The organism is Algoriphagus taiwanensis, assembly GCF_036245645.1.
Taxonomy (GTDB): domain Bacteria; phylum Bacteroidota; class Bacteroidia; order Cytophagales; family Cyclobacteriaceae; genus Algoriphagus; species Algoriphagus taiwanensis.
Map to the genome: position 1 here is coordinate 92690 of NZ_BTPE01000010.1, position 22345 is coordinate 115034.

Consider the following 22345-nt stretch of genomic DNA (forward strand, 5'->3'; position numbering starts at 1 on the left):
GTAGACGAGAAGTAGCTAAGAGATGCTACAATTCAAACAAAAATCGACAAGGACATCTTTCAAAGTTTTCTATAAAATATCAAGACGGAAACGAGTCCCTGCACAGGATGTCGGTAAGCATCAGGCAGTTCTCCGATTACCTGAAAGTCCAGACTTTTCCAAAGGCTAACGGCAGAATGATTAGTGGAGATCACAAAATTAAACTGCATGGCCTGAAACCCCAATGCTTTGGCTTCTTTCAGGGCAAAACTACCCAAAGCCCTACCTATTCCTCTCCCCTTTTGACCCGGATCTACCATAAACCCCGCATTGCACACATGATCTCCCAAATCAGGCTGATTGGCTTTGATATAAAATGTACCCACTGCCTTTCCTTCCATCAGAGCGATGTAGGTATTTTTATCTTCATCCAACCAATAGCCCATCATTTTTTCCTTGGATGAGTTAGGGAAAAACACGTAGGTACCCCCTGCTTGGATAATAGGCTCAATCACAGCCCAAAGGGCGTCTTCATCGCTCTTTTTTGCAGGTCTAATCTCCAAACTCGGGTTCATCTTGACGGATTTTGTTTTTCAGTTCAAATTAAGCCAAGTAATTCAAACTTGGTCTGAAGATTTTTCAGGTATCTTCGCTAGCTTTTACACCTAGCCTATGCCTCAGCCTACTTCCTATCAGAAAATACCGGGAATTATCATGGCCCTTTCATCAGCTATTTTTTGGGGAATATCGGGCACCTGTGCCCAGTTTTTATTTGAAAATCGGGAATTAAATCCCGCTTGGTTGGTGACATGGAGGATGTCTATTGCAGGTTTGATTTTGGTTTGCTTTTCTTTGGTTCAGGAAAGAAAAACCGCCTTCGAAATCTGGAGAAAACCCAAGAATGCCATTCGCCTTCTGCTCTTTGGTATCCTTGGGATGGTGGCTGTCCAATACACTTATTTTTACAGCATTTCCCTCTCCAATGCTGCTACGGCAACGATCCTTCAGTATATCGGCCCGGTATTCGTGGTCGCTTTTTACGCCATCAAAAACCGAAAATGGCCGATTTTGGTAGAATATGCCGCATTATTTCTGGCTCTTTCTGGCACCTTTCTTCTAGTCACGCACGGCTCTTTGGAAGAACTCGTTATTTCTGAAAAGGCTGTTTTCTGGGGAATACTATCCGCTTTGGCTTTGGCTTTTTACACCATTCAGCCCGTGGGTTTGCTCAGAACGTTTTCGCCAGCTGCGGTGACGGGTTGGGGTATGCTGATCGGAGGAATTACCTTTTCCCTATTCACCCAGCCTTGGTACTTTTCAGGCACTTGGGATTGGCAGACCTGGGCTGCCTTTGCCTACATCGTCGTCTTCGGGACAGTACTGGCCTTCTATTTTTTCCTCAAATCCGTAACGATCATCGGCGCTACCAAGGCAAGCCTGCTGACAAGTGTGGAGCCGCTTTCTGCTGCGATTACAGCGGTTTTTTGGCTTGGAGTCAGTTTCCTGGGTTTGGATTGGTTGGGAACAGGCTTGATTTTGGCTACAGTGATTTTGCTGACTTTGGGTAAAAGTTCCGAGGAATCCACCACCCACTAAACGCAGAAAAGCCAGCCTAAATGGCTGACTTTTCAGGAGGTTGGCTGGTAAATAGGGGTTATTTCTTACTTGGAAAGGACTTATCAGACGGAGGAGTCAATGTAGGCGCATCCTTTCTGGGCTGCTCCTCCTCGAAAACCGACTCAAATGTAGGCGCTGCATCCATTCGCTCTCCAAGTCCCCATTGGTTTTTGGGAATCCCAAACCAATGAAGTAAAGTAGCCGCAAAAGAGGTGGCATCGTAAGGCACCTCTCCCGCTGAACGGAATACGGTATTCGGTTTTACCCAAGGAGAAACCATAATCGCCGGAACTCTCGGGCCCATCAAGTCAAATCTAAAACCATCTTTCAAATCATTTGGCCAAGGCTTGTTGGCGTAAGGAGGCGGAACGTGATCACAAATCCCTCCCGGCTTCGAAAAAGTGACCACAAATAGCGTCTCTTCCCAAGCCGGGCCGTTTTTGATGGCTTCATAGACATCATTGAGTGCCTTCTCAGCAGGAACCATATCTGCACCCGGATGATAGGAAGTAGTCCCGTTTGGTGCGATCCAGACCGGTTCCAAAAAGCTGAAAGCCGGCAATTTACCTTCCTGTGCCTGCTGGAGGAAATTATTCATTGTATCAATGTAATCCTTGGTATCCGAATCCACACTAGGAATCTGACCATTCAGATAGAGGTGGTAGGTGAAAGGAACACCCTGCCATTCGATGGCATTGTAGATTTTCCAATCGCTGATACCTTGGTTCCAAAGCACTTTCCAGAGCGACTGTCTTCTTGGATATTGAGGCCAGTTGGCATAGATGCTTCCTCCTTCCCAGGTGTCCAGTCTATTCATCGCAGAGCCAGTCAAAGCAAATGATCGGTTGATATCCGTCCCGCCGGGTACTGAAGAAAACCACTCATCGCTCGAGGCAAAGTTTTCTGCCAGTCCGTTCAGAATAGGAAGTTGATCTGGAGTAAGGGTATTCATCACATCCGTAGAGGAATTGTTCCTCACAAATCCCTTCATATCCGGCTTTTTACCGGCAGGATAACCCGGAACCTTCTCATAAAACATCTGCTGAAGTCCATCTGAATTGTCATGAAAAGGATCCTGACGCTGGTCGGATAGGTCTATGTCCTCACTCGGCTTGCCGTCATTAAATTTCTTGGGATAGGCTTTTTTATCTCCATCCCAATTGTAAAAGTCAGGATCTACACCCACATAAGGGTGATCCTTGCCGATGGTATGGATAGCCGATCTGTCTTTTTCATAAAGCCAGCCGACCACATTATCAAAGGAACGACTTTCCAGCATGTAAAAGACCACATGCTTGATCTTGGTGCGGAAGTAGTCCATAGTACCGGGAGCTGGTTGGGCTGAGCTTACTGCATCCTTTGTCTGGAAATAGGTCAGAGAAGAATATTCCGCCATTTCACAAGGTAGTTCCTGCCCGGTTACCACTGCTTTCAAAGGTTCTTTGGCTGTGGGTGAAAAAGACCAGATGGTATAATCTCTTTCCCCGGGAATCCAGGTGAGCAGATGATCTCCTAATCCGATGATTCGGTGTTTCGGTGTGATTTTAGCCCATTTTCCTCCGTTTACTTCGGGGATAGAGAGAGGGACAGTATTCATAGGATCAAAACTCCATATTCTGTAGGAGGACTCCAGAACATGGCGATCCAGCACATAATTATTCAAATAGATCAAGTCGTGTCCTTCCTGAATGGTAGGAAATCCCCCCTGAGGAAGATAGGTGGAAGGCAAAGGGTCCGAAGAATTGGGTTTTGCAGGATTGGGGTCAAAATTGTAAAGCATGTAAGTTCCTCTGCCTGCCCCACCCACGAAAAAGAGCATAAAATTGCCCATAGAGTAAAGTGGCAGATGGTCTTGCTCATGCGGATCATTCGAATAATGACTTCGATAGTTCCAAAACTTTTTGGAAGACCAGACGCCTTGCTGGACGGCAGGACCGTTTAGGGGATCCTTGGAGGTGGGGTCAAATTCCAAAAGCTTGTAGGGATAATTTTTCCCATTGACAGCATCCAAGCCAGCCCCCCACTCCAGTAAATATCCCCCAATCTGGGTGATTCTGTGGGTAGAAGGAATCTGGGCAGAGGAGTCCAGAGGGACTTGTTCAAAGATAGGGCCATTCGCCAGTGAAAATTTCCAAACTAAATAGGAATTGGAGTTGGCACTTCGGCCGATAAGGTAGGCAGACATAATTGAAAATGAGTTAGTTGAAAATGGTAAAAATCAATTTGCCGATTTTGATTCGGCTTAAAGAAATGTAAGAACAAAAACTAATAAAAAATAAAATATTCTGAAAAAAGTGATAAATTCCACTAAAATTAATTCAATTTATTTCCACTAAAGAAGATTCTCTTTTTTGGAGTCTATTTTCAAAATTTAATTCATTCAAACTAATTTTTATCCAATTATGAAAAAAAGCATCGATATCATTTTAGATGGAGACGAGGACTTGTTTACCCGGCTTTTCTCCTACTCAGAGGGACTCCAAAACTCCAATTTGACGACTCTTCAGACTTTCATGGCTCACTTTTTCAACCAAACCCTGGAAAGAGACGGCTATTTTGGCGCATGGGCTATGGTGTGGAAGATCGGAGACCAATTCAATCTGAAGCTTTCCAGTCCCCATCATGATTTGAGAGTGTATTGCGAAAAGATTCCTGCCTTTTTGGAAGCTGGCAAATTGGGACTGCAAATCTATGAGCAAAATGAAGCTGCCATCCAAAAGGTCATCCAAGACACCGGTAAGGAAATGCGCTTTATTTTACCCTGGGGCCTTTCTCTGGCCAGACCAAGATCAATCCAATTACTGCATTTCCCGCCGATTGAGACCTTCGTCTACTTGGACTATCTCTTTTCTCCTACCAATCGCCGCTGGGAAAATCTTTTGGGCTACAATCGATTTTCCCGAACCCGTTTTTCACTGTTAGAAAGCATCGTGGATTTTGTACCCCTTGGGGCACCGGGTGGAGACAATGAGGGAATCGATCACTTCAACGGCACTTTTGCAGATTACGTCAGAAAAATGCTGAATGCCCGGCTTTCTGATTTGGGCAACGGAGTGACTCAGCCAGTGGTAGGCTATGGTGGACCGGTCATGGAATGGCTGCAGCAGACGTTTCCTGATCGGGTTAAGGGAACATTAAACCCCCTCTCTCTGATCTACCTGAACCTTAAAGAAGGAAAATCCTGCACCACCCCCGTCCTTTGTGCCAACCACCCGAGCAAGTACTTGTACTATGCTGACAAGCCTGACAGCCCTGAAAAGAGACAAATCCTGGTACAGGACCTAGTGGCAGCCGGTTGGCAAGCACATATGGCAAGATACCCTTTCCAAAACCCTGAGGCCCTGCTTCAAAACCTGATTAATTTCTGGACGGACAATCCAAGATTGAAAAAAATCATGGTTCAGGAAGACCAAGAGTACAGCTTCAACCCCTAAAGAATGTTCAACTATTTTGGATATGGCTCGAATCTCAATCTGATTTCCCTTCGTGCCAAAGGGGTCACGCCCCTTTATACCCAAAAAGCAATATTGAAAGGATGGAAACTGGATTTCAGCGTACAGCATTGGTTTGAGCATGAGGGAGGAATGGGAAATATCCGGCCTACCGGAAACCCCGGCGATCAGGTGGAAGGCAACTTTTACTCCTGCCCAGATAGCCAATTGAAACAGTTGGATCAATTGGAAGCCTATGGAATCGGCTATGATCGGGTAGAAGTCGAAGTCCAAACCAAATCCGGATTGGCCAAAGCCTGGGCCTACGTGGGCCTCCCGGCCTTTGTCAAGCCAGGACTCCTTCCTACCCGACGGTATTTAAATCTCATTCTGCATGGAGCCCGCACGGCAGGATTAAGCGAAAAGTATATCAAAAAACTGGAAGGCCAGCAGATTCTTCTCTCCCCTGATTTTCCTGTATTCAAGGCTCCTGAGGGTGATTTCCCCAGCTGGGATGAAAAAACATTAAGCGATCATCCCATGCTCACCGGACTCTGCGGAGAAGTTTTTGATATGAGTAAGGCTAGGTGGGAGCTGCATTCCTTATGGCCCATCTTCGGGGGAAAAGACATGACCCTATTCCACATCAAACGACACGATTCCAGTACCGGAGAAGAAACCTTTTCAGACTTCCTTTCAGGAGACATTTCTGATGGAGCTAAAAAATACCTCAACACCTATTTACATGCCTACGGGAAAGAATTTACCTACGCCGGGAAACTTAACTATGATTCCCATCCCAAATGAATTTAACTTTTAAGATTGTAAACTTATTTCTACCTTATCATACCCATATATCTTATGAAAAATTACCACCCAGCCATGCCCCATGGGCCAATCAAAGAAGTGCTGCCAGACGTCTTCTTTGTGATGGGCACCATGAAAAATGAGTTTTTCGGTTCGATGTGGCAGTTTAGCCGCAACATGACCGTGGTCCGAGAAAACGGAAACCTCACCCTGATCAATACCGTCAGGCTTGGAGAAGAAGGCTTGAAAGAGCTCGAAAGTTTGGGAAAAGTAACCCATGTCGTCCGGATTGGCGATATGCATGGAGTAGACGATCCCTTCTACGTGGATCGATATGGAGCCGAATTCTGGGCCATGCCCGGAATGAGAGTACAAGAAGGGCTCAAAGTTGATCACGAGTTGGTTGAAGGGGGACCACTTCCTCTCAAGGATGCTTCCCTTTTCGTATTTCGCACTTCCAAAAGACCTGAGTCCATCATTCGTCTGGACCGGGAAGGGGGAATCATGATCGCCTGCGATTCCCTGCAAAACTGGGTCGAACCCGACGAGTTTTTTGACGAAAGCACTATACCCACTATGGAGGAAATCGGTTTCTTTAAATCCGGCAATTTAGGATTGGCTTGGATGCAGGAATGCCAGCCCCAGGCCGAAGACTTTGTCAGACTAAAAGAAATCCCATTTGAACATGCCTTGTGCGGTCATGGGTATCCCTTCATTGGGGAGGCTACCAAGACCTATCATGAGACTTTCAACCGGTTTTTCAATATTTAAACAGTGAAATCCAAGCTCGATACCCCCTACAAAGACAAACTGCCAGGCTATGTCGAGCTGAGGATACTCTGTGAATCCTATCCGCATATTCTCTTTATAGGGAAAAGGGAAAAAGACGGGAAAAGTGTGGTCCTCAAGACCCTTATCGAAAAATATCCAAAGAAAGAACAGGTTGCGGGTATCACCAGAGAATTCCAAATGGTGAGCAAGTTGCCGATAAATGGAGTCATAAAAGTCTTTGATTTCATCAATCACAGCAATGGAAATCTCGCCATTGAGATGGAGCATTTCGGACTTTCGCTCGAGGATTACCGAAATACCCTACCGGGCAAAAAAATTCCAATCGGCAATCTTCTGAAAATCGCCATGGAATTGACCGAAATCCTTGGAAGAATCCATGAAAAGGGAATCGTCCATAAAGATCTGGTGCCCAGAAATGTCCTGATTGACCCTCAGACCTTAAGTCTGAGGGTAATTGATTTTAGTGCGTCGAGCGAGTTGAGCAGGGAGCATCAGGAATTTTCATTCCCCAACAGTATTGCAGGCTCTCTTCCGTACATTTCTCCGGAGCAGACAGGCCGGATGAACCGGGATATCGATTACCGAACGGACTACTACACTCTTGGAATGTCTTTGTTTGAAATGGCAACCGGACAGCTCCCCTTCCAAGCCCAAGACCCTTTGGAGTGGGTACATTGCCACATCAGTAAAAAGCCCCCTACTCTCCGGGAAATTAATTCGGAATTTCCTCAGTCTTTTTCGGACATCATTGCCAAGCTGATCTCAAAAAACGCCGAAGACCGCTATCAGAGCAGTTTGGGATTGATTAAAGACTTCGAAAAAGTAAGCGAAATCCTCAACTCGGGGAATTTAGAACAGGAAATCCCTCTTGGAATTGAGGATGTTTCGGGTCGATTTCAGATCCCACAGCGACTCTACGGGCGGGATAAGGAAATCCAAAAACTGGAAACCTACTTCGAAAAGACCAGCCATGGCTCGGTGGAATTTTGCCTCGTGGCAGGGTACTCGGGTGTAGGCAAATCTGCACTGGTCCATGAATTCGGAAGAACAGTGGTCCGCAAAAAAGGCTTTCTCATTCATGGTAAATTCGAGCAGTTTCGACAAAACAACGCCTATTCTGCTCTGGCCAGTGCTTTCAAAGATCTCATCCGTCAGATTCTTGGCGAGCCCAAAGCTAGTCTGGACCGATGGAATCAAAAGCTCAACAAAGCCTTGGATCAGCACGGACAGCTGATTGTCGATCTGATCCCGGAGCTGGAACTGATCATCGGCAAGCAGCCCCTAGTGCAGGGCTTATCCCCTTCCGAAGCACAGAATCGATTTTTCATCACTTTTCTCAACTTCGTCAAGGTCTTTTCCCAAAAGAAACACCCCCTCGTCATCTTCATGGATGACTTGCAGTGGAGTGATATCCCGACTCTAAACCTGATCAGCAGATTAGTCAGCAGTCAGGAGATGGGCTACCTGATGCTGATCGGTGCTTACCGAGACAATGCAGTAGACAAAGCCCATGCGCTGACCATCACCATGGAGGAAATCCGAAAAAAGCGGATGGTAGAGACCATGCTGCTTAATCCTCTCGATCAAAAAGAAATCAGCAAAATCATTGAAGACACCCTGCTTTGTCCCGAGGAGTCAGCCCAATCCCTGGGAAAGGTTCTCTTTGATAAAACAGGGGGAAATCCATTTTATTCCACCGAGGTACTCAAGGATCTCTACGAGCAAAAAATCATCTTCTTTGATCTTCAAAAAAGGACGTGGGTCTGGGATCAAAAGAAACTGGAAAATGTCAGTCACAGCGAAAATGTGGTGGGTTTTTTGGTCAAAAGTCAATATCGACTCCCCGAAAGCACCCAACTTGCGCTTCAACTTGCCGCCTGCATAGGCGCTACCTTTGACTTGCAGACCCTCTCTGTGATCAACAAAAGCAGCATGGAAAAGACAGCTGCTGACCTTTACGAAGCGCTGAAGGCGAATATGATCATTCCCCTGCATGATAGCTACAGACTGGTAGGGCTTAGCTATTCTCAAGGGACCCAATCCTATTTCAACCCCGAGGAAACCGATGCTCAGCACATCAATCCGGTCTATAAATTCCAGCATGACCGGGTGCAGCAGGCGGCTTATTCCATGATCCCCGAAGGCAATAAAAAGCAGCTGCATCTATCCATCGGCCGGCTGATGCTCCGCTTTATTTCCAAAGAAAACTTGTCCGACCTCCTGTTTGATGTGGTGGAACATCTGAATCAGGGGAGATCGCTTATAAAAGATAAGGAAGAAAAGAAGGAACTGGCCCTCCTTAATTTGGAGGCCGGAATAAGAGCCAAAGCATCTTCTGCCTATGCCTCGGCACTGCAATACCTTCAGATTAGTGTTGACCTATTGGACGCCAAAACTTGGGAAAGTGATTACGAACTGATGTGGTCTTTGGGCGAGGAAATCCAGAGCTGCTATTATTTGACAGGAGATCAGGAAAATGCAGAGGAATGGTCAGCACTGATGCTTACCCATGCCAAGACCCTAATGCAAAAAGGTCTGGTCCTGGCCACCCGAACCCGGCAGTATGCCACCACCGGCAGAATGCAGGAATCCATTCAGGCCGCTTATCAAGGATTGGAGATTTTGGGCTACCATTTTGCAAAAAATCCCAGCCAAGAAGACCTTGACCAAGAAATCGCAAATGTAGAAATCAACCGTGCTGGCAGAGAAGTGGCTTCCCTGATCGATCAACCCGAGATGACTGATGAGCGAGCCAAGATTGCCAGTCAACTCTTGATGGAGATTTTTGCGGCGGCTTTTCTTTCCGGCACTGGAAGGACCTTCCCATATCTGGTCCTCAAGTCAGTGAATTTTGCACTTTCCTACGGCAAAAGTCCGGAATCGGCTTTCTCCTACGCCGCATATGGGATGATACTTTGCGGATATTTTGAAAACACCTCCGAGGGGTATCAATATGGAAAACTGGGTGTGGAAATGATCGAGCGCTATGGCGACATCTCCATGAAGTCAAGGATTCTCTACGTGTACACCATGTTTGTGCACCACTGGAGTAACCACTGGTCCACCATGACCCCTTGGTTTAGAAAAGGAATTGAAACGGGATACCAATCCGGAGACCTGCTTTACCTAGCCTATTCAGCTCAAGACTGTATTATTTGGGACCCAAAGCTTGACCTGGAAACGGCCATTTCGGAGCACCGAAAACTCCTGAAAATCGTCGCAGACTGCGATTACATGGACTCTTTGGATTCAGGTACACTTTTTCTCCAAATGCTGAAAAACTTTGCCGGCCTCACGGAAGAGAAGTTCTCGCTTTCCTCCAAATATTTTGATGAGGAGATCTGTCTGGAAGGGATGGCTGAGCGGCACTTCATGACAGGTATAGCGAATTACCACATTTACAAAGCAGAAATCCACCTCCTCTACAACGACGCCAAAGGGGCTCTTCCTCATATTTTGAAACAGGAAAAACTCATGGCATCAGTCATGTCCTTACCTCAGCTGGTGCGGTTTCATATCGTAGCATTTCTGGTGAGAAGTCTTCTCTTGCCAGAAATTACAGAAGAGGAAAGAGCCGTCTACCTGGAGCATATGCAAAACAACTTTGCCAAAATGGCTCACTGGGCAGAACAGTGTGAGGAAAATTTTGAGCATCTGAGATTGCTCATGGAAGCAGAATTGGCCGGGCATTTCGGGAAAATGAAAGAAGCCTTGGGTCACTATGAGGCAGCAGTTCAAATGGCCCAAAAACATGGTTTTATCCGGGATGAAGGCATTATTCAGGAGAAAACAGCTCAGTATCTGATCCGGCAGGGCTTAGAAAAAGCCGCCGAAGGCTATCTGAAAGCTGCTCACTACCTTTTCTACCGATGGGGAGCCCATCGAAAAACTGAAGATATGCTGGAAACCTACCCTCAGGTTTTCGAAAGTTCGGTTTCTTCCAAATCAAAAACCTTAACCCAAACCCTGCCTTCAGCGACTAGATTATCCGACGATTTCAGTAATCAGCTTTTGGATATTTCTTCGGTTATCCGTGCTTCTCAGGTGATATCGGGAGAGTTGGTTCTGGAAAAACTGCTCAAGGCCACGCTTCAGATTCTCCTTCAAAATGCAGGTGCTCAGCATGGCTATCTGATTGAAAAGAGAGACGGACACTTCTCCATTCAGGCCAGCAATGGGGAAGATTTGGGTGAAAAGAAAGACCTGGTTTTCTCTGACTCAGAGGACATTGACTTTTTACCAATTTCTCTGATCAATACAGCCATCCGTACCAATACTCCTATCGTGATAGCCAATGCGACGGAGCTTAATCCCTATTCCCAAGACCCTTATCTGATCAAAGCCAAACCCCTTTCTTTGATGTGTGTACCTCTTTCGATACACCGTCAGTGGAAAGTGGCTATTTATCTGGAAAACAACCTGACTCACAGTGCATTCACAGAGGAAAGAGTGCAAGTGATCAAGCTTTTGGCTGCTCAGGCTGCAATTTCCATAGAGAATGCAAGAATCTACGAAGAGCAGGAAAAGCTACTTCGAGCCCAGCAGCGCTTTGTTCCTGATCAGTTTTTGAGCCATTTGGGCCATAGTGACATCGCCAAGGTGAAATTGGGTGAATCCGTAGCCATGGAGATGAGTGTGCTTTTCTCGGATATCCGGGACTTTACCCCTCTGGTGGAGCTGCTTTCCCCTGAGTCAGTCATCCTTTTACTCAATCAATATTTCAGCAAAATCGGCCCGGAAATCATCGATCAAGGAGGCTTTATCGACTCCTTTGCAGGAGATGAAATCCTGGCCTTGTTTGCCGTACCTGCGTCTCAGGCAGTGAAGGCGGGCGTAGGAATGGCCAAAGCTCTGATGGAATTCAATAAGGAATCAGAACAGATGGGAAGACCTCTCCTGAATATGGGAATAGGTATCAATACCGGCCCGCTGGTATTGGGCACCATGGGTGGAGAAAACCGCATGCAGTGTACCGTATTGGGAGACACGGTCAATTTGGGCTCAAGAATAGAAAGTCTGACCAAGGTCTACGGATCTCCTTTTCTCATCAGTGAGCAGACCTTCAAGGCCTTATCCAATCCGGATGAATTCTCCTGGAGAATGGTGGACCGGGTAGCAGTAAAAGGAAAAGCCAAGGCAGTCAACCTCTACGAAATCCTGGATGCAGAAGAGGAAGATCGAAAAAAGGCTAAGGAACTTTCATTAGAGCCTCTCAGGAGCGGCATGGAGGCCTATTTCAAAAGAAACTTCCATGAGGCCCTGAGCTATTTCGAAAAAGGGAACGAAATCGACCCGGAGGACAGGGTATTTCCTATCTTCATATCTCGCTGCCTCAATTATCTGGAGCATCCTCCAGGTAAAGACTGGCAGGGCTATGAGATCCTTCAGCATAAATAATGTCTGCTCGACCTGAAGAATCCTGAGGAAATAGATTTTCCAAAATTCCTTTTCACATCAAATCCAGCCCTCGGGTTTGGCATTTTTGAAATGAATATTGATTTATGAAAAATAAAAAAATGGCGGTGGTCATGGACCCCATCCAATCTCTCAACCCGAAAAAAGACACCAGTCTGGCTTTGATGCTGGAAGCCCAAAAGCAAGGCTGGGAAGTGTCCTATCTGGAAATGGGAGATCTTTTTTTGAAAAACGGGGAGGCTCTTGGCTTGCTGAGAAGAGTGGAAATCCTAGACGATCTCAAGGAATGGTTTCGACCAATTTCCACCGCATTGGAGCCGCTTTCCCAACTGGATGTGATCCTGATGCGAAAAGACCCGCCCTTCGATATCGAGTATGTGATGGCCACCTACATTCTGGAAAAAGCAGAAGAAGCTGGGGTTTGGGTGATCAATAAGGCCTCCGCCATCCGGGATATGAACGAGAAGCTATTTACGGCTTGGTTTCCCCAGTGCTGTCCGCCAAGTCTGATTAGCAGGTCCATTCCTGCTTTGAGGGAATTCCTGGCTGAGCAGGGAAAAATCGTAGTCAAACCCACCCACAAGATGGGTGGACAGTCTATCTTTTTCCTAGCCCAAGGGGATCCAAATACCCAGGTGATTTTGGAAGAAATCACCCATCGTGGCAGTACCTTCATCATGGCTCAGGCCTATATCCCGGATATCAAAACCGGTGGAGATAAGCGGATTATTCTGATTGATGGAGAGCCTATTCCCTACGGGATTGCCCGAATTCCCTCAGGGGATGATCATCGGGGCAATCTTGCTGTTGGGGCAAGTGCCAAAGGCTTTGAACTGACCGAGCGAGACCTTTGGATTTGCAATCAGATCGGCCCCAAGCTCAGGGAGAAAGGAGCTTTTTTCGTAGGAATTGACGTAATCGGTGACTATATGACCGAAATCAACGTGACCAGTCCGACAGGAATCCGGGAAATTGACCATTTTTTCGGCACCGAGATCCCAAGAAAGTTCTGGGAAAAAGTGGATCAAAAACTTCAAAGCTCAGGTCATGCTTAGTCCCTTGAGCGATAAAGAGGGCAAGCCCGTGGATTGGTGGTTTATCTATAAACTGCCCATGAAAGTCGGACCAAAAAAAGATTCCACAGGATTTGAATTCCTCTATTTGGATTCGGAAAGCAAAGGACCTCTTGGCTTTTCAGATACAAGCCTGGACCAAGACAATTCGGCGTTGTCCTTGACGCTGAATGAGCTTTTTTCCAAAAAATCTGACTATGGCTATGTGGCTTGGAATGATGAAATTCCTCCCACCCAATCCCAACCCAAACCCAAAAACAAAGGCAATAAAGGGCACAGCAAAGGCATTCTTGCTTTTTCCAAAGCTCAGAAAAGCGGCTGGTATCTCCTCCATTCCACTCCCAGATTTCCTGCCATTGGCGAGACCCAACTTCCTGAGGATGAGCGAAAGTATGGACAAACTTATCTCTGTGTCAGTCTGGATTATGATTCGATCAATCAGGTGGCTAAGCTGATTCAGACCCAAAATGAAGGTCAGGTTTATGGCTCAGAACTACCCGAGGTAAACTCAGATGAAGCCATTTATGCCCTAGCCAATGGAACTCCTTTTTCAACTCCATCCCAACCTGCCTCTCTGGATTTAAAAACCCGTGCCGGCATGCCTTTGAAATTTATCACCAAAAACAAAGCTTGGAGTGAGGTGAAATCGGGAAATCAAGCTGGAAAAGACTTCTGGAAAGACTTGGTAGGGCCAGAATTGGGCTGCAATATGGATGTGGAGACATGGAGAAGAGGCTTGGTCTTTGGAGATCAGGATGCAGGTCAAAAAGACAAAACGATGGATGTGGTGGATCTGAACTTGGAAAAAGCCGGGTTTAAGGGCTATGGCTGGACCTACGATCAGGACCATTCCAAATGGGGATTTGCCTGCGAAACAAAATCGTATTGGGTGGTAGTCGCAGATATCAATCGTCAGCTGAGTCAGGAAAATCGGGGAGGCGGAGGCTTAGCTTTTGAGCATTTCCACCTGTGGAATTTCCTAAGCTCGATTTCCATTCCGGAGAAAAAGTTTGAAACCCAAACCCATAAAGACATCGCTTAATTTTTTGATTATGCTGGATTCCAATTTTTCTCCTATGACGAAAGAAGAATGCCTTGAGGATCTCCGGGAGCGGCTATTTTCCCCAAAGAGTTCCAGCGCAGTTGCTTTGGATAGCCCCGGAAAGGTCGGTTTGGAGCAAGAGGCCTTTGCTTTTGTGAAGGATTCTCAGACCGGTCAGCCGATTCGCCCCACTTCCCTTTACGAGGGGGCCAGTCCCTTAGCCCGGCTTCTAGGAGAAAAATGCCAAAACCGAGGCGGGAAAGCACATTTCTTCGGAACCAAGGATTCTCCCAAGATTGACAAAATCAGTTTTGCCTCAGGAGACAACTTTCAGTTCGAACCGGGAGGACAAGTCGAAATCGCTACTGCTCCTTATTCCTCTTTGATCGAATTGGAGCAGAATCTCAAAAAAATGCAGGGCATTCTGGAAGAAATTCAGGAGGAAAACCCGGTGACTTTTGCTCAAATAGGCACTCATCCCTATTTCACAGGGGAGGAAATCGGATTGCAACTTCCCAAACCCCGCTATCGACATTTGCAGAGCTATTTCAACTCTCTACATCCTGCAGGACAGCAGATGATGCTGCAGACCTGTTCCCAGCATATCAATTTGGATTTGGGAGAAAAAGAAGAAACCCAACTGCTCCGAATCGGTGTAGCCCAGGGGATTTGCCCTTTACTTTCGGCCATTTTTGCCAATTCTCCTATATTGGAAAGGAAGAACTCCGGGAAAAAGTCCCTTCGCTCTACACTTTGGAAAAATCTTGATTCCAAGCGAACCGGATTCTGGATCCCAGAAAAGGAAATTCACAGCAAAGAAGCATGGATTGAAGCCTATTCCAAGATGGCCTTTAACGCACCTCTGCTGAATGTAAAGGGAATAGATGATTGCTGGTTTGGCGGACCATTCACTTGGGCCTATTGGTTGGAAAATGAAATCGAAGGCCGGAAACCTACCTTTTTCGACTGGGAAAACCACCTGAGTTTGCTTTTCCCTCAAGTAAGGATGAAAGGCTTTTTGGAGGTGCGGGCTACAGATGCACTCTCCAGAAACTGGCAAATAGTGCCTGCTGCTTTCCTTTCCGGAATTATTTATTCGTCCAAATCACTGGAGGCTACTTGGGAAATTCTGGCACCAAAAATTCACAAATTGGATCTCCTATGCCAACAGGCATCCGATGGACTAAAGGAGGATGAAATTTTCCGGATGGCAGGAGAAATTTTCCAAGTGGCAGGTGATGGTCTTCAAAGCTTACCTGAGACCTTTCGGAGTGACAGCCAAATTCAACTTTTGGAAAGCTTTTTTGAGCACTTCACAGCAAAAAGAAGAACCCCCGCCGACGATCTTTTGGAGAAATTATCATTAAATAAACCCTTGATTTACTGATATATTGACTATCTTATTTCAAATTTTTATTCACTACAAACTCTTTTCTCAATGAACCTGACGACTCCCCTACAGCAAGTGATTCCTGCGATCAAAGCTTGCTCCAAATTGCCCATTGTGATCTTCGATTTGGATGACACTTTGTTCTCCACGGCCCGAAGAAATCTGATCATCATCCAGAATTTTGCTGCCGACCAAGGAGAGAAATATCCGGATTTTGCCAAATTGGCAGCCAAGCTTACCCTGAAGGACATGAACTGGAGCGTAAGTTTTGCATTGACTCAGGCGGGACTTGACCCTCAGAGCTCTTCCCTTCAACCATTTCTGGCCTATTGGGGAAACTGCTTTTTTACCAATGAATATGTCCTCTTTGACCTCCCCAATCCCGGCGCCGTATCCTTTGCCAATGCCTGTCATGATGCAGGAGCGATGATATTTTATCTGACTGGAAGACATGAAGGTGATCCCGGGCTAAACAACGGCATGGGTCAAGGCACTACCTTGTCTTTCACCGAACGAGGTTTTCCATATTGGAGGGGACGATGTGAGCTCAACCTCAAAATCAACAAAAGCGAGAAGGATGTAGATTATAAAAGCAGGGTGATTGCAGACGTTCTATCCCTCAAAGGAGAAGTTATTGCCACTTTTGACAATGAACCCGCCAATTCAGCCTTGTATGCCCAGAAATTTCCCCAAGCAAAAAACTTCTGGATGAAAACGACCTGGAATCCGGATGACAAAGCCTCCACTGATGGACTTTATGTCATTTCCGACTTTTTGGATTTTTCCCCTTCCACTTGCTAAGCCATGAAAAACTACACCTATCCCCTTGGGGAAGCCTATTTTCTGGACCAGCTTTTTCCCACTCCCGAGATAGCCAACTCAGATCTTAATTTCAAGACTAGAGCGGACGTGATCCGTCATTACAGCCTCAAATCTCTGGCTGCGGACGGAATTGAGGGCATCAAGGAGGTCAAAGTTGACTTGGCTTTTGGTTCCTATCAGGTTCAGATTGAAGGGGAATTTGATTGGGAAAAAGTAGATCGATTTGCAAAGAGACATTGGCAGGTATTCAGCCGCTCCTATGCCCAAAAGGCCATTCGGGGCCGGGATTTGATGAAAGAAATGGGAGTTTGGAATCCCATGGAAGGCTATCATGTCAATCTGAATCCTTTCGATGGTACTTCCAAATGGACCCTGTTCCCTCCTTTGGGACTCAATATCAGTGGACAAAAAGGCATGCTCCTCATGCATTATCCACCCTGGGCTGTAGCTCAGGCTGGTACTTTTGACAATTCCATGACCATGCAGCGCTGGAGTCGGTTGCTGGAAAAATCCGGGATTGATCCTTCTCAAGTCAACCGGTATAAAACTATCATCGATGTCAATCCCGTGGCTGCACCCGGCTCGGGCGAAAGTGAGTATCCCAACGACTACATGCCCATCATGATGGCTTCTGCCTTTTTTGACGGGCCGGAGGAGAGAAACTATATTAAATCCATGCTGGAGCTGTATCTCACTCCGCCCGATTGGCCGGAAGAAAATACTTATACCCTACCCCTGCTTATCTGTGGCTCCCCACTCTATGATCCTCAGGCACCAGGCTGGTTCCGTACTGCCTACACGGACTTATTGCCTCAAGATGAAAAGGGAATTCCTCAAGTCAACGTGCTTCAGGCAGGCAAATTCAGGGTTTTCCCTGATTCGAAGAGAGAAACTCCCTATTTGATTTGCAATCATATGATCGCGGCCGGAGTCACTGGGAGATGTACCAGCGACCCTTCCAAAATGCCGGATATCCGACTCTATGAAGCTCAGGATATGGTGGCTGCCACCTTTTTGAAACTCTACACGGATCAACCCAACCGGGATCCCAAGGATGTAAAAGTTGAGGCCTGTAATCGATGGTTTGGCAATCCAGAGGGCACGGGAGCACCCCATCCACCGGAAAAAGAAGACCAGTTGATCCTCTGCGCCTTAGCCCAGATGGACCTGTTCTTTGAGCACGATCCAAAGCCACGCCCCAAATACAGCTATGAGGAAGCCTATTCCCGATGCCAGTGCAACGACCCCATGGGTAATCCCTGCGATGGTGGGATCAAGCCTCCGGATCGGTCGGTTTAGGCATATTCCTAGAAAAGTCTTTTTTTCAAAATTCTGAATCGAGTAATGAAGGAAAGATTTCAGAATACCTAAAAAGGATCAGTTTTCATATTTCACCCCTGCCAACACTTCAAAGCCCAAGTCGTTTTCCTTGGGCGGAATTGGACAGGAATAGCGGTCACTGTAAGCGCAGTAGGGATTGTAAGCCTTGTTAAAATCAATCACGAGGTATTCCCCCTCGGGAACTTCCAAATCCAAATAGCGACCTCCACCATAGGTTTCATTCCAATTGGACCGATCTGTAAAGGGTAAAAAGAGGCTTTTCTCTTCTCCTGGCTCAAACTTGTTCGCCGTATTCTGATAGATTGTAAGGCTATACTTTTTTCCCTCCCACTCAAAGTGAGCTAAGGCATATCGATCATACTCCCGCATACTCCGGTCGCTGGTTCGCATACGAAAGGGGTCCGAGGCCGGCAGAATCTCCAATTTGGCCACGATTCGGTAGTTTTCATCAATAGGGAAAAAGGGTAAGCCTTCAAACCCATTGATTTTTTCCAAAGGCAAGGGAGAAGTCTCGGGATCGGCAAAACTGAGGTTTAGTTCATGCTGATATGCCTGCAGACTGTCTTGATAAGTTTGGGCCTCAGCCCAAAAAAGACTTGCGGAAAAGGTAAGTGAAAAGAAGAGAAACTTTTGAAACATGGAAATGAAAACTAGAAAATGAATTACTCCGAAACATAGGGAGAAAGCAGGGGAAAACAAGCGAATTTTTTTAACAAATTAGGTCAAAATGCGCCATAGAATTACCAAATCAATTGATTCTGAAGTGTGTAGAAAAATTTAGATTTCTATAAACAAAAAAAGCAGCTCCAAAGAACTGCTGATATTTAAAGGAGTCTAAAAGAACTACTTTTATTTAATGTCGGGGTGATCCTGACTTGGTCAGGACGACCACACTCCCCTCTCAGCATTACCTAAACGTCCCTTGAATCCTCAAGTATTTGGAGAAACTTTTTGGCTCCCAGATTTTTTATTTTCTTTTCCAAAACCATGGCTTCACCTCGTGAATTGCATGAGATAGAATAAATCAGGACCCACGGGAGCCCTGTACGGGTAAACCCTCCTTTGCCCTCATTGTGACGCTCCACCCGTTTGACCAAATCCGAGGTTTGACCAACGTAGTATTTGTCCAGTCTCTCTGAATAAGGAATGTAAACCCAATATGCCATAACAAAAAAAAGCAGCTCCAAAGAACTGCTGATATTTAAAGGAGTCTAAAAGAACTACTTTTATTTAATGTCGGGGTGATCCTGACTTGGTCAGGACGACCACACTCCCCTCTCAGCATTACCTAAACGTCCCTTGAATCCTCCAGTATTTGGAGAAACTTTTTGGCTCCCAGATTTTTTATTTTCTTTTCCAAAACCATGGCTTCACCTCGTGAATTGCATGAGATAGAATAAATCAGGACCTACGGGAGCCCTGTACGGGTAAACCCTCCTTTGCCCTCATTGTGACGCTCCACCCGTTTGACCAAATCCGAGGTTTGACCAACGTAGTATTTGTCCAGTCTCTCTGAATAAAGAATGTAAACCCAATATGCCATAACAAAAAAAAGCAGCTCCAAAGAACTGCTGATATTTAAAGCAGTCTAAAAGAACTACTTTTATTTAATGTCGGGGTGATCCTGACTTGGTCAGGACGACCACACTCCCCTCTCAGCATTACCTAAACGTCCCTTGAATCCTCCAGTATTTGGAGAAACTTTTTGGCTCCCAGATTTTTTATTTTCTTTTCCAAAACCATGGCTTCACCTCGTGAATTGCATAAGGTAGAATAAATAAGGCCCCACGGGAGCCCTGTACGGGTAAACCCTCCTTTACCCTCATTGTGACGCTCCACCCGTTTGACCAAATCCGAGGTTTGACCAACGTAGTATTTGTCCAGTCTCTCTGAATAAAGAATGTAAACCCAATATGCCATAACAAAAAAAAGCAGCTCCAAAGAACTTCTGATATTTAAAGCAGTCTAAAAGAACTACTTTTATTTAATGTCGGGGTGACAGGATTTGAACCTGCGACCACACGCCCCCCAGACGTGTACGCTAACCGGACTGCGCCACACCCCGAATTTATTTGTATTTATTTTATCTAATCCCACTTTCAGGATTTTATCCTATGACCATCCTGACTCCTGTCAGGATACGCTAACCGGACTGCGCCACACCCCGAATTTATTTGTATTTATTTTCTCTAATCCCACTTTCAGGATTTGATCCTATGACCATCCTGACTCCTGTCAGGATACGCTAACCGGACTGCGCCACACCCCGTTTCGCATGCGAAATTAATCGATTTCGAGAGTATTGCCAGATTTTATCAAAAAATTGAAGAGGCTATTCGCCAATAAGCTTAAAATCAGGAAATTCTATTCCCCAGGCTCACTGACATTTCTCTTTTTGGAAAAAATCACAGGCCCTTGGGAGAGAGCGCAGCATACAGGACAGCAAACCGCATTTGAATTAATTTCAAGTGCTTTTCTAAGCGCCTCCGAACCGTGATTGAAGGGCCCCAAATAATCCCGATCAATCAAATCAGGAATATGTGGACAATCTTTTTCGTGGATTTCGAATTTGCCTTCCGCATTCTTTAGGGATGAGAGATAAAAGAATTTCATGGATATCATTAAGAGAAACCTCCCCCAAAATTACCGGTTCAAAAACTCCAAAAACATACCCTATATAGGGTATTTTTCGGCACTTTTTTGATCGGTTTTTAACATGACTTACCCATTACCTCTTTTTCTGATCTCGGATTGACGCATCGGCATCGCATCAATTTTTCTAAAAATATCTTCCAGATTAGGCACTCCCCTTCCCCAACTTTTTTTTCCTCCATCCAAACCTACCAAAACCCAGTTAGGGCTTTCATCCCTAGCTTGCGTAGCCTGTGCAAAGCGAAGGAAAGAAGGAATGTCTATCGATTCTTTGCAGTTGGATTGAATCAATTTCCCATCAGACAACACAAAAACTAAAAGTCGTCTATCTTCCAAATCAGTTTTTTTGCCATCCAAGGACCAATCTTGACCCAAAAAATCCACTTCCGTTATGATCAATAGTCGGTATTCCCAGACAAAATCCTGAGGAGTCAGTGATTTGCCCAGCAAAGTCAGTAAGCTAAAAGCCAATAACCCTATCCAATTCATATTGACCTAACCCACAGCCAATAAACATGTTTGGCTCTAGTCACAACTTAAAAAAAACAAAACGACAAGGAGCTCTCAAAACTACAAGAATCGAAGAGCTAAAATCTCCCACTCTTCTTCAAGGGATAAATTGGGCCGATGTTCACCTGCCCTTCTGTACCAATAATCCGCATTCCAAAGATCGCCTTCCTTGCGATGCAAATAGGCATGAATCCTGGCTGCACTTATTCCGGGCAATTGATCTACTTCCTCATGTGCCTGCTCCCAATTTCCTTGATAATCATACCACAAGGCACGGAGCTCAGGGGAAAAAGAGGATTCGGGTTTGGATAGATTTTTGAATTCTTCTAATGTCAAAGGATACCTATTTTGTCTGTCCTTAAAATTAATCGAATTGGCTCAAGATCTATGACTTTGTTTGGACTAATCGCATTTTCAGTCCAAGAAAAGTCAAGATACCCAGAAGATTTAAACCCTTACCTTTAGGATATAACAGAGACTCCATTGCTGATTATGAAACCTAACCTTCTCCATTTAGTATCTCTTTTGCTCTTGGGAATTTTGTCCTGTCAACCCTTTTCTGATCAAGATTATAAATTGCCAAAAGGATACAATCTCAAGACTCGAACCCAAATTGATTTGCCAAAAAAACTCAGGGAAATCTCGGGGATTGCCTGGCATAGAGATGAAATTTTGGCCATAGAGGATGAAAATGGGATTATCTACCGAATAGACCCCAAGTCAGGGGAAATTCTCAGTGAACAAAAGTTTGGAAAACCGGGTGATTATGAGGACATCCTTATTTTCGAAGATAAAGCCTGGGTTCTCCGAAGCGATGGAGCTATTTTCCAAGTAGAAAATCTAACAGGAAAAGTAGGCGAGGGAAATCAATTCTCTTTTGAACGAAAAGGGCAAAGAGACTTTGAGACGTTGCTGGCCATTCCCAATCAAAACCAACTCTTCTTGATTTGCAAAACCTGCTCTTGGGACAAAAAGCAGGAAGCTTCCATTTTCAGATTTGATATCATGTCAGGCAAGCTTTCAGAAGATTTCATAGGCAAAATCAGTACAAAAAAAGAGGATCTACCCAAAGAGAATGAAATAAAAAGAAATCTGGAGGCTCAACCTTCTTCAGCTGCAATCCACCCGATTACGGAAGAGATTTTTATGATTTCTTCTTCAGGAAAATGGCTGATGGTCCTGGACCAGGAATTCCACCCCAAAGAGATTTATGAGTTGGATCCCCGGCTGTTCAATCAACCCGAGGGAATCACCTTTGATCCTAAGGGCAACCTATACATCTCAAATGAAGGAGGAAAAGGAAAACCCAACTTGCTCTTTTTTCCCTATCAAGGGGATAGCTAATTCAAAAGCTTTACTTGTCTTGCCTTTTTTGCCAGTTCTGATCTGATAGCCAACCTTTTCAATTGAGTCTTGGCGGGTATGGGATAAATTCTATCTTTGCCCAATTATTTACAAAAACCCAAATCGAATA

General features: G+C 45.5%; 20 protein-coding genes and 1 tRNA gene. 11 read left to right on the forward strand and 10 right to left on the reverse strand.

Annotated elements, in window-relative coordinates:
- Positions 1-59 precede the first annotated feature (59 nt).
- Positions 60-554, reverse strand: a complete 495-nt coding sequence (locus tag AAA938_RS14145; RefSeq protein WP_338229395.1) for a GNAT family N-acetyltransferase — start codon at positions 552-554, stop codon at positions 60-62.
- Between the two features lie 97 nt (positions 555-651).
- Here AAA938_RS14145 and AAA938_RS14150 point away from each other — a divergent pair, with 97 nt between their 5' ends.
- Complete coding sequence (locus tag AAA938_RS14150) at positions 652-1575, forward strand: DMT family transporter (RefSeq protein WP_338229396.1); 924 nt, start codon at positions 652-654, stop codon at positions 1573-1575.
- Positions 1576-1633: 58 nt separating this feature from the next.
- Here AAA938_RS14150 and AAA938_RS14155 read toward each other — a convergent pair whose 3' ends face one another.
- Positions 1634-3781 (reverse strand): alkaline phosphatase family protein, encoded by a 2148-nt coding sequence (locus AAA938_RS14155; RefSeq protein WP_338229397.1) that lies wholly within the window; start codon positions 3779-3781, stop codon positions 1634-1636.
- Positions 3782-3998: 217 nt separating this feature from the next.
- Here AAA938_RS14155 and AAA938_RS14160 point away from each other — a divergent pair, with 217 nt between their 5' ends.
- The 9 genes from AAA938_RS14160 to AAA938_RS14200 all read left to right on the forward strand — a co-directional run bounded on the left by AAA938_RS14160 (position 3999) and on the right by AAA938_RS14200 (position 17667).
- A complete protein-coding gene (locus AAA938_RS14160) occupies positions 3999-5030 on the forward strand; it encodes a hypothetical protein (protein ID WP_338229398.1) in 1032 nt (343 codons plus the stop codon).
- A gap of 3 nt (positions 5031-5033) precedes the next feature.
- Positions 5034-5834 (forward strand): gamma-glutamylcyclotransferase family protein, encoded by an 801-nt coding sequence (locus AAA938_RS14165; protein WP_338229399.1) that lies wholly within the window; start codon positions 5034-5036, stop codon positions 5832-5834.
- 54 nt (positions 5835-5888) lie between these two features.
- Positions 5889-6605 carry an MBL fold metallo-hydrolase gene (locus AAA938_RS14170; protein ID WP_338229400.1) on the forward strand — a complete coding sequence of 239 codons (717 nt, stop codon included), beginning with the start codon at positions 5889-5891 and terminating at the stop codon, positions 6603-6605.
- 3 nt (positions 6606-6608) lie between these two features.
- Positions 6609-12023, forward strand: coding sequence for an AAA family ATPase (locus tag AAA938_RS14175; protein ID WP_338229401.1), 5415 nt, complete (start codon positions 6609-6611; stop codon positions 12021-12023).
- A gap of 104 nt (positions 12024-12127) precedes the next feature.
- On the forward strand, positions 12128-13096 hold the full coding sequence (gene gshB, locus AAA938_RS14180; RefSeq protein ID WP_338229402.1) for a glutathione synthase: 969 nt from the start codon (positions 12128-12130) through the stop codon (positions 13094-13096).
- On the forward strand, positions 13089-14156 hold the full coding sequence (locus tag AAA938_RS14185) for a deoxyribonuclease II family protein (RefSeq protein ID WP_338229403.1): 1068 nt from the start codon (positions 13089-13091) through the stop codon (positions 14154-14156). The genes gshB and AAA938_RS14185 overlap by 8 nt, the downstream gene beginning before the upstream one ends.
- A gap of 34 nt (positions 14157-14190) precedes the next feature.
- Positions 14191-15543, forward strand: coding sequence for a glutamate-cysteine ligase family protein (locus tag AAA938_RS14190; RefSeq protein ID WP_338229404.1), 1353 nt, complete (start codon positions 14191-14193; stop codon positions 15541-15543).
- Between the two features lie 51 nt (positions 15544-15594).
- On the forward strand, positions 15595-16347 hold the full coding sequence (locus tag AAA938_RS14195; protein WP_338229405.1) for a hypothetical protein: 753 nt from the start codon (positions 15595-15597) through the stop codon (positions 16345-16347).
- Positions 16348-16350: 3 nt separating this feature from the next.
- Entirely contained in the window at positions 16351-17667 is a 1317-nt protein-coding gene (locus AAA938_RS14200; RefSeq protein WP_338229406.1) for a hypothetical protein, read from the forward strand.
- 78 nt (positions 17668-17745) lie between these two features.
- On the opposite strand, the gene AAA938_RS14205 is transcribed toward AAA938_RS14200, so the two are convergent.
- The 8 genes from AAA938_RS14205 to AAA938_RS14240 all read right to left on the reverse strand — a co-directional run bounded on the left by AAA938_RS14205 (position 17746) and on the right by AAA938_RS14240 (position 21207).
- On the reverse strand, positions 17746-18348 hold the full coding sequence (locus AAA938_RS14205) for a DUF1684 domain-containing protein (protein ID WP_338229407.1): 603 nt from the start codon (positions 18346-18348) through the stop codon (positions 17746-17748).
- Between the two features lie 272 nt (positions 18349-18620).
- Positions 18621-18875, reverse strand: a complete 255-nt coding sequence (locus AAA938_RS14210; protein WP_338229408.1) for a GIY-YIG nuclease family protein — start codon at positions 18873-18875, stop codon at positions 18621-18623.
- A gap of 242 nt (positions 18876-19117) precedes the next feature.
- Positions 19118-19252, reverse strand: a complete 135-nt coding sequence (locus AAA938_RS14215; protein ID WP_338229409.1) for a GIY-YIG nuclease family protein — start codon at positions 19250-19252, stop codon at positions 19118-19120.
- 122 nt (positions 19253-19374) lie between these two features.
- Positions 19375-19629, reverse strand: coding sequence for a GIY-YIG nuclease family protein (locus AAA938_RS14220; protein ID WP_338229410.1), 255 nt, complete (start codon positions 19627-19629; stop codon positions 19375-19377).
- A 70-nt stretch (positions 19630-19699) separates the two neighbouring features.
- Positions 19700-19774 (reverse strand) — tRNA-Pro (locus AAA938_RS14225).
- 299 nt (positions 19775-20073) lie between these two features.
- Positions 20074-20322, reverse strand: coding sequence for a hypothetical protein (locus AAA938_RS14230; RefSeq protein ID WP_338229411.1), 249 nt, complete (start codon positions 20320-20322; stop codon positions 20074-20076).
- 108 nt (positions 20323-20430) lie between these two features.
- Positions 20431-20850 (reverse strand): DUF4174 domain-containing protein, encoded by a 420-nt coding sequence (locus tag AAA938_RS14235; protein WP_338229412.1) that lies wholly within the window; start codon positions 20848-20850, stop codon positions 20431-20433.
- Positions 20851-20931: 81 nt separating this feature from the next.
- On the reverse strand, positions 20932-21207 hold the full coding sequence (locus tag AAA938_RS14240; RefSeq protein ID WP_338229413.1) for a hypothetical protein: 276 nt from the start codon (positions 21205-21207) through the stop codon (positions 20932-20934).
- A 282-nt stretch (positions 21208-21489) separates the two neighbouring features.
- Between AAA938_RS14240 and AAA938_RS14245 the strand changes: the two genes are divergently transcribed.
- Complete coding sequence (locus tag AAA938_RS14245) at positions 21490-22215, forward strand: SdiA-regulated domain-containing protein (protein WP_338229414.1); 726 nt, start codon at positions 21490-21492, stop codon at positions 22213-22215.
- The last annotated feature ends 130 nt before the right edge of the window (positions 22216-22345 follow it).

Coding starts and splice junctions, on each gene's coding strand:
- AAA938_RS14145 (WP_338229395.1), bottom strand. CDS start 554: ATGAACCCGAGTTTGGAGATTAGACCTGCAAAAAAGAGCGATGAAGAC.
- AAA938_RS14185 (WP_338229403.1), top strand. CDS start 13,089: ATGCTTAGTCCCTTGAGCGATAAAGAGGGCAAGCCCGTGGATTGGTGG.
- AAA938_RS14210 (WP_338229408.1), bottom strand. CDS start 18,875: ATGGCATATTGGGTTTACATTCCTTATTCAGAGAGACTGGACAAATAC.
- AAA938_RS14205 (WP_338229407.1), bottom strand. CDS start 18,348: ATGTTTCAAAAGTTTCTCTTCTTTTCACTTACCTTTTCCGCAAGTCTT.
- AAA938_RS14230 (WP_338229411.1), bottom strand. CDS start 20,322: ATGAAATTCTTTTATCTCTCATCCCTAAAGAATGCGGAAGGCAAATTC.
- AAA938_RS14170 (WP_338229400.1), top strand. CDS start 5,889: ATGAAAAATTACCACCCAGCCATGCCCCATGGGCCAATCAAAGAAGTG.
- AAA938_RS14220 (WP_338229410.1), bottom strand. CDS start 19,629: ATGGCATATTGGGTTTACATTCTTTATTCAGAGAGACTGGACAAATAC.
- AAA938_RS14150 (WP_338229396.1), top strand. CDS start 652: ATGCCTCAGCCTACTTCCTATCAGAAAATACCGGGAATTATCATGGCC.
- AAA938_RS14160 (WP_338229398.1), top strand. CDS start 3,999: ATGAAAAAAAGCATCGATATCATTTTAGATGGAGACGAGGACTTGTTT.
- AAA938_RS14165 (WP_338229399.1), top strand. CDS start 5,034: ATGTTCAACTATTTTGGATATGGCTCGAATCTCAATCTGATTTCCCTT.
- AAA938_RS14190 (WP_338229404.1), top strand. CDS start 14,191: ATGACGAAAGAAGAATGCCTTGAGGATCTCCGGGAGCGGCTATTTTCC.
- AAA938_RS14200 (WP_338229406.1), top strand. CDS start 16,351: ATGAAAAACTACACCTATCCCCTTGGGGAAGCCTATTTTCTGGACCAG.
- gshB (WP_338229402.1), top strand. CDS start 12,128: ATGAAAAATAAAAAAATGGCGGTGGTCATGGACCCCATCCAATCTCTC.
- AAA938_RS14195 (WP_338229405.1), top strand. CDS start 15,595: ATGAACCTGACGACTCCCCTACAGCAAGTGATTCCTGCGATCAAAGCT.
- AAA938_RS14235 (WP_338229412.1), bottom strand. CDS start 20,850: ATGAATTGGATAGGGTTATTGGCTTTTAGCTTACTGACTTTGCTGGGC.
- AAA938_RS14155 (WP_338229397.1), bottom strand. CDS start 3,781: ATGTCTGCCTACCTTATCGGCCGAAGTGCCAACTCCAATTCCTATTTA.
- AAA938_RS14215 (WP_338229409.1), bottom strand. CDS start 19,252: ATGGCATATTGGGTTTACATTCTTTATTCAGAGAGACTGGACAAATAC.